Consider the following 4,989-nt stretch of genomic DNA (forward strand, 5'->3'; position numbering starts at 1 on the left):
TGACAGGTCGTGGAAGGCTATCACTGATAGGTCGATGACAGGTCGTGGAAGGTCAGTAGCCGCGTTTAGCGGCTTCCTTTTGCCTGTCCCGGTGGTCCATAATCGACAATCTGTAATACATTGAATACAATGATTACACCTTAGGAGGTTCGTTATGGCTAAAACCGCTATGCCTGTTCGTGTTCCATCAGATCTAGCGAGTCGCTATAACCAGCTAGCTGAAGCTACTGGGAGAACGAGAACGTTTTATGTGCTCGAAGCGCTTGAGGATTCCATCGACCGGCTCGAATACGAGTACGGACTTTTGAAGAAAGTTGAAGATTACCGGGCAGGCAAGCTCGAAACTATGACGCTCGATGAGTTGGAGAAATCTCTTGACCTGGCGGATTGAAGTCACCAAAGACTTCCAAAAGACGCTTAAAAAGCTCGATAAATCAACGGCTAAACGAATCACTTCCAAACTTCGAGAGATCGAAAAACTCGACGATCCGCGCTCTACAGGCAAGGCGCTTGTAGGCAACATGGGTGGACTGTGGCGCTACCGCGTCGGTAACTACCGGATCATTTGCAGCCTAGAAGACGAAATTCTTGTCGTCTTAGTCCTCGACGTAGCCCACCGCAGCAAGGTCTACCGAGCAAATAAATAGCCCCTTGGCGTTGAGCGTTTTTGTGCCTGAAAACTTAACTTTTCCCATAATGCAAGAGGTGTGTGGGATTTTTACACTTTGAAGTTTTTGACACTTTGGGTTGTGGGTTTTGTTTTGAGGGTTTTAGAAAAGTTCTGGCTGGTAGCGCACTAGCGGGTTATCTGATTGCTGGCTTCGAGTGGTTTTCTTTTTGGCGAGTTCCACCCCTGCGGCTTTCGCCCAGTTGGCGACGGTTTGGTGTGAGACTCCAACCGAGTCGGCGACTTCGCGAGTCGAATAGCCCTGCCTGACTAACTCGATCGCGCGGTTTTTTTGTCTTGTTTTGTCGCGGCCTTGAAACACCTGGGGGCGCATTTCGGCCAATCGGGTCGATACAAGGCTCTCAGAAACCCCCAGACGCGATGAAATCTCTTTGTTGGATAAACCCTCGCCGTAGAGGCTTAAAACGCTTCTACGGCGATTCTCGGCCGTCTCAAGGTACTCCTGGCGAGGGTTGTGGCCTTCTTTGCGTGCCCATATCGATACCGTTGCCGGTGATACCTCGACGGTTCGAGCTGTTTCGCGTATCGACATGCCCGAAGCCAGCAGGTTAAGCGCGTCGGCCTTTTTTGCTTGGCGAATCATCGAGCTAAACGGTGGGCTAGTTCTGCGACGCGAGCGCGGAACGGTGGCTAGTTCTGCGAACTCGTCGAAGTCTGGTTCGAGATCGTCTTGTTCGTCCCAGAAATGGAACGGCAGCAAATCTTCGCTGTAGTAGCTCTTGTGCTCTTCCTCGCTGAGGCCTGGGGTGACCCAAGGGCTTTCTAGGTTTTGTCGCCTGATCGTTTCAGCTCTAGCTGCTCGCTTCTTAGCTGCCTTACGTAGCTGAGCTCTTTTACGTTTCCGATTCCTGCCCACGACTCAAGGAAATAACAACGAGCCGAGACTGTCAAAAACTTCAAAGTGTAAAAATCCCACACACCTCTTGCTCTTTGGGAAAAACTCAGGTTTTAAGCGCTTAATTCTCGTTCCCGCCGACCTTTAGAAATGAGGGTTAGATCGATTTTGTATACTTGTATACGTGAGTGATGTTTTAAGCCTTCGAGTGCCTAGCGAAACCAAAGCGCGCCTTGATCGGCTTAGCCATGCCACAAATCGACCAGCATCGGTTTATGTGCGCGAGGCGCTAGAGGCGCACCTGGACAAGCTCGAGTACGAGTACATGATCTTGCAGCGGGTCTCTGAGGTGCGTGCTGGTGAGGCTGAGACGGTCAGCTTGGAAGAAATGGATCGCCGTCTTGGCTTGGCTGATTGAGTTCGATGCCAGAGTCGAAAAAACTTTGGCCAAGCTCGATAAGCCAACACGGTTAAGAATCTCTAGTTTCTTGCACGAGCTCGAGCACATCGACGATCCCAGAAGTCGAGGCAAAGCGCTAACCGGCAATCTAGCCGGGCTATGGCGCTACCGAGTCGGCAACTACCGGATCATCTGCGACATCATCGAAGGCCGCTGCCGAATCATCGTTATCGACGTAGGCCACCGCTCTAAAATCTACGGTTAAAAAGCCGCTAGCAATTCACTTTAGAGCTAGCTAACTTTGGGAAGCTGAACGGAAAGATCTAATAGCTCTAGCTCGACCAGTTTCCCCTGAGGGGTAAACGTGATAGTTGCTACCAGCTCACCCCCGAAAGAAACCGGGACAGTGACTAAAGAACGTCCCTTTTCGGAGGAGAAGATCAGTGAAGCAGTGTTAGCTTCTCTATCTGCGCAAAGCTCTACATTGATTTTCATAAAAGTTGCTCAATAGGCTCGAAGCTCCAAGAGCCAATTGAGCTTCCGCCACCTCCGCTGCCCCAATAAGTCGTTATAACCCAGCCAGAATTATTCAAGACAACTGTGGGCAGGAAACCAGACTTACTTTGGTAAAGCCAGGTTCCGGATTTGGGTTGCCATTTCCCCGCTGCACAGTTGGTGCTTACGGATTCTTGAACCTCGCTCTTAGAAATGTCACGTGTGGACATCTGTAACCTAGCGTGGATCGTGTATCCATTTACTCGACAGGGACCGGCAGCAAATGCTTCTTGAGAAGCTGAGAATGGTAAAACAAGAGCCGCTAGAAAGATAACTACTAGGGGAATTCTGGTCTTAGAAAATTTAACCTTCTCCATGGTTAATGATACGCAGAGAAAGTCTGCTGAGAGCTTGGAAATTAGAAATTTTAGTGGCAGCTAACTTCCGCTAGAAAATGGGTGTCTTTTGGTCCGTGGCATTAATGCTTAAAAAGGCGGGCAAGGAAGCCGCGTGGGGGTTCTGGCTGATTCCAGGGCGCGTTTGTGTCGTCGAAAACAGTTTCTTGAGCCTTCGGCGCTGGCTGGGTTGGCGGGGTCTGTGCTGGTGTTTCTCTAGGCTGTTCGGCTGGCCTGGCTGTGCCTGCTTCGAGCGCTCTGAGGGCTAGCTGTTGGGTTTCGATCATTCGCTCTAGTCCCTCATTTTTAACCTCGGCTATCTCGAGGGCGTGAGTGAGTCGTTGAACTTCCGTCCTTAGCTCATCGAGCTCTTGAGCTGCGGGGTTTTCAGGGGTCTCTTTTTGACCTTCCAGCGACCTATCAGACCTGTCATTTTGACCTATCATCGACCTATCACTGACAGCCTTCCATGACCTGTCATTGGAAGGTGTCGAGGGGGTAAATCCCGCGTAAATCAACGCTGATAGGGGTATCTTCCATGACCTGTCATGGAAGGTCGCACCACCTTCCACCAACCTGTCACGCGAGCGCCTAATCGTCGAGGGTGAAACATTGCACACCTTGGCGGCTTGAGCGAGGTTAAAAGTCGGGTCATAGTCCACGATCAAACCCATGTTGATTGAGAGCCATAACCGAATCTTGTCACACCACCAACCAGCGATAACACCGTGACACATAAGAGCCTTTAAGACCGCCTAAGCGTCCCACCACTTCAAAACCGTAGGGCGAGAAATACCTAACTCACGTTCGCAGTCGATTTTCCTGCCGCCTGGGTTAGCTTTACGCCACACCTGAATTAGCTTCTGCTTCGTAGGAGCGCCTTCACGATTACCGCTATCCCACCAATTGGCGCCCTTACGTTTCTGTCTTAGATCTCGAATAGCTCGGGCTTCTTCTAGATGAAATTCTTGCTTCTGGTAGTTCCGACGGTTCGGGGGGATCTGAATACCTGTTACGGCTTGGATTGAGCGGCGTGGGAACGTCTGGTAGTCGCAGTGATACATGTCGAGGGCTTTGAGCGCGTCGGCACGAGTGAAGGGGTGGGACTCGTCGAGCTGATCGAGCACTGGCACGAGTTCGAGCGCGTCGCGGGTTAGTTCTTCTTCGCTAATGCCGCACTTGATCGCGTAAACGGCTAACGCAGTAATGAAGTAATAGCGGTGGCCGTAGGCTGAGCGGTGCGCCTGGCGTTTCCACCAGTCATACAGATCGCGCTTAACCTGCCAATGCCCGCGCGGCAATCCCTGCACGATGCGTTTCTCGTACCACTCCGGATATAGTTCTTTCGCCTCCTCGAGGGTGTGCGGGGACTTGTAGCGAAACTCGGTGACCTTGTTCGCGTCATCGAAAACATATCCGTTCAGCTCGTCGATGGTGACGCGCTCGCCTGTACGGTACGCGCGCACCCTGTCGCCGGTCTTAGTGACAGTTCCGACGATACGGAAACCCTGAGTTACTGACTCGAATTGCGGCGATTCACTCAACTCGCTTATGTAGCGGTTCCAAACGCGCAAAATCAGATCATGTCGAAGATTCGACAACTGTCGGATCACGTTCGGAAACAGCGCGATAGGACGCTCAAGCATGTAGTACAGGTGCAAACCAGTACCCGAAGAAACAATGAACGTCGGCATCGGGAAAAGACCGTTGCCCTGCTCGTAGAAGAACTCTGAAATCCCCGTTGGGTTGCCAGCCTTGTTCGGTCGAGTAATCGGCGCATCGAGATCGAGGGTGACAGCATAAAGCCACCGCGCCATCGACTGCTTCTGAGTCTTGCCCGCATAACTTACCGGAGACATCAGACAAAAATCGTCCGACTCGATCAGCTCGCTAAATTTGCCTAGGTCATCGGTTATCGAGTACCGGTAAGGACGATCATCGGCCAGCCTGACAGCAATGCCACAATACTTGCCCGTCTCGTACTGTCCGCGCTGAGCCAGCTCACCAGAGGGAAAAAGTTCCCTATAAAAGTCCATCGGAGACACCTGCGGAAAACGATCAGCGACGAATTGTTCTGTAACGTTCTTGGACTCAAAAAGTGCCCCTTGCAGATCGCTCATTTAGTCCCCTTGGAAGAACCCCTTAAAACCCCTCTGGGGGGCGTATATTATCAATA

At 51.5% G+C, this 4,989-nt stretch carries 8 protein-coding genes; 4 read left to right on the forward strand and 4 right to left on the reverse strand.

The genetic code is table 11. The features are described from left to right. The first annotated feature begins 154 nt into the window (after positions 1 to 154). Both relB (G556_RS0107320) and G556_RS0107325 read left to right on the forward strand, forming a co-directional pair. Positions 155 to 391, forward strand: coding sequence for a type II toxin-antitoxin system RelB family antitoxin (gene relB / locus G556_RS0107320; RefSeq protein WP_028822297.1), 237 nt, complete (start codon positions 155 to 157; stop codon positions 389 to 391). Further along, positions 375 to 647 carry a type II toxin-antitoxin system RelE family toxin gene (locus G556_RS0107325; RefSeq protein ID WP_028822298.1) on the forward strand — a complete coding sequence of 91 codons (273 nt, stop codon included), beginning with the start codon at positions 375 to 377 and terminating at the stop codon, positions 645 to 647. Before relB (G556_RS0107320) ends, G556_RS0107325 begins: the two co-directional genes overlap by 17 nt. Positions 648 to 770: 123 nt before the next feature. Here G556_RS0107325 and G556_RS0107330 read toward each other — a convergent pair whose 3' ends face one another. Further along, positions 771 to 1,544: a helix-turn-helix domain-containing protein gene (locus G556_RS0107330; RefSeq protein WP_028822299.1), complete on the reverse strand. Its 774-nt coding sequence runs from the start codon at positions 1,542 to 1,544 to the stop codon at positions 771 to 773. A 163-nt stretch (positions 1,545 to 1,707) separates the two neighbouring features. Here G556_RS0107330 and relB (G556_RS0107335) point away from each other — a divergent pair, with 163 nt between their 5' ends. After that, a complete protein-coding gene (gene relB / locus G556_RS0107335; protein WP_028822300.1) occupies positions 1,708 to 1,941 on the forward strand; it encodes a type II toxin-antitoxin system RelB family antitoxin in 234 nt (77 codons plus the stop codon). After that, positions 1,925 to 2,188 carry a type II toxin-antitoxin system RelE family toxin gene (locus tag G556_RS0107340; protein ID WP_028822301.1) on the forward strand — a complete coding sequence of 88 codons (264 nt, stop codon included), beginning with the start codon at positions 1,925 to 1,927 and terminating at the stop codon, positions 2,186 to 2,188. The genes relB (G556_RS0107335) and G556_RS0107340 overlap by 17 nt, the downstream gene beginning before the upstream one ends. 26 nt (positions 2,189 to 2,214) lie before the next feature. Here G556_RS0107340 and G556_RS0107345 read toward each other — a convergent pair whose 3' ends face one another. The 3 genes from G556_RS0107345 to G556_RS0107355 all read right to left on the reverse strand — a co-directional run bounded on the left by G556_RS0107345 (position 2,215) and on the right by G556_RS0107355 (position 4,933). Beyond that, positions 2,215 to 2,418, reverse strand: coding sequence for a hypothetical protein (locus tag G556_RS0107345; RefSeq protein ID WP_028822302.1), 204 nt, complete (start codon positions 2,416 to 2,418; stop codon positions 2,215 to 2,217). Positions 2,419 to 2,896: 478 nt separating this feature from the next. Then, positions 2,897 to 3,550: a hypothetical protein gene (locus G556_RS11520; RefSeq protein ID WP_162139768.1), complete on the reverse strand. Its 654-nt coding sequence runs from the start codon at positions 3,548 to 3,550 to the stop codon at positions 2,897 to 2,899. Positions 3,551 to 3,568: 18 nt separating this feature from the next. Further along, a complete protein-coding gene (locus tag G556_RS0107355; RefSeq protein ID WP_028822304.1) occupies positions 3,569 to 4,933 on the reverse strand; it encodes a hypothetical protein in 1,365 nt (454 codons plus the stop codon). Positions 4,934 to 4,989 lie beyond the last annotated feature (56 nt).

It is taken from the genome of Propionimicrobium lymphophilum DSM 4903 (genome assembly GCF_000423485.1).
Taxonomy (GTDB): Bacteria; Actinomycetota; Actinomycetes; order Propionibacteriales; family Propionibacteriaceae; genus Propionimicrobium; species Propionimicrobium lymphophilum.

Bases quoted from the DNA above. Each gene is read 5' to 3' on its own strand.
- G556_RS0107355 (WP_028822304.1), bottom strand. From the start codon at position 4,933: ATGAGCGATCTGCAAGGGGCACTTTTTGAGTCCAAGAACGTTACAGAA.
- G556_RS11520 (WP_162139768.1), bottom strand. From the start codon at position 3,550: ATGTGTCACGGTGTTATCGCTGGTTGGTGGTGTGACAAGATTCGGTTA.
- relB (WP_028822297.1), top strand. From the start codon at position 155: ATGGCTAAAACCGCTATGCCTGTTCGTGTTCCATCAGATCTAGCGAGT.
- G556_RS0107345 (WP_028822302.1), bottom strand. From the start codon at position 2,418: ATGAAAATCAATGTAGAGCTTTGCGCAGATAGAGAAGCTAACACTGCT.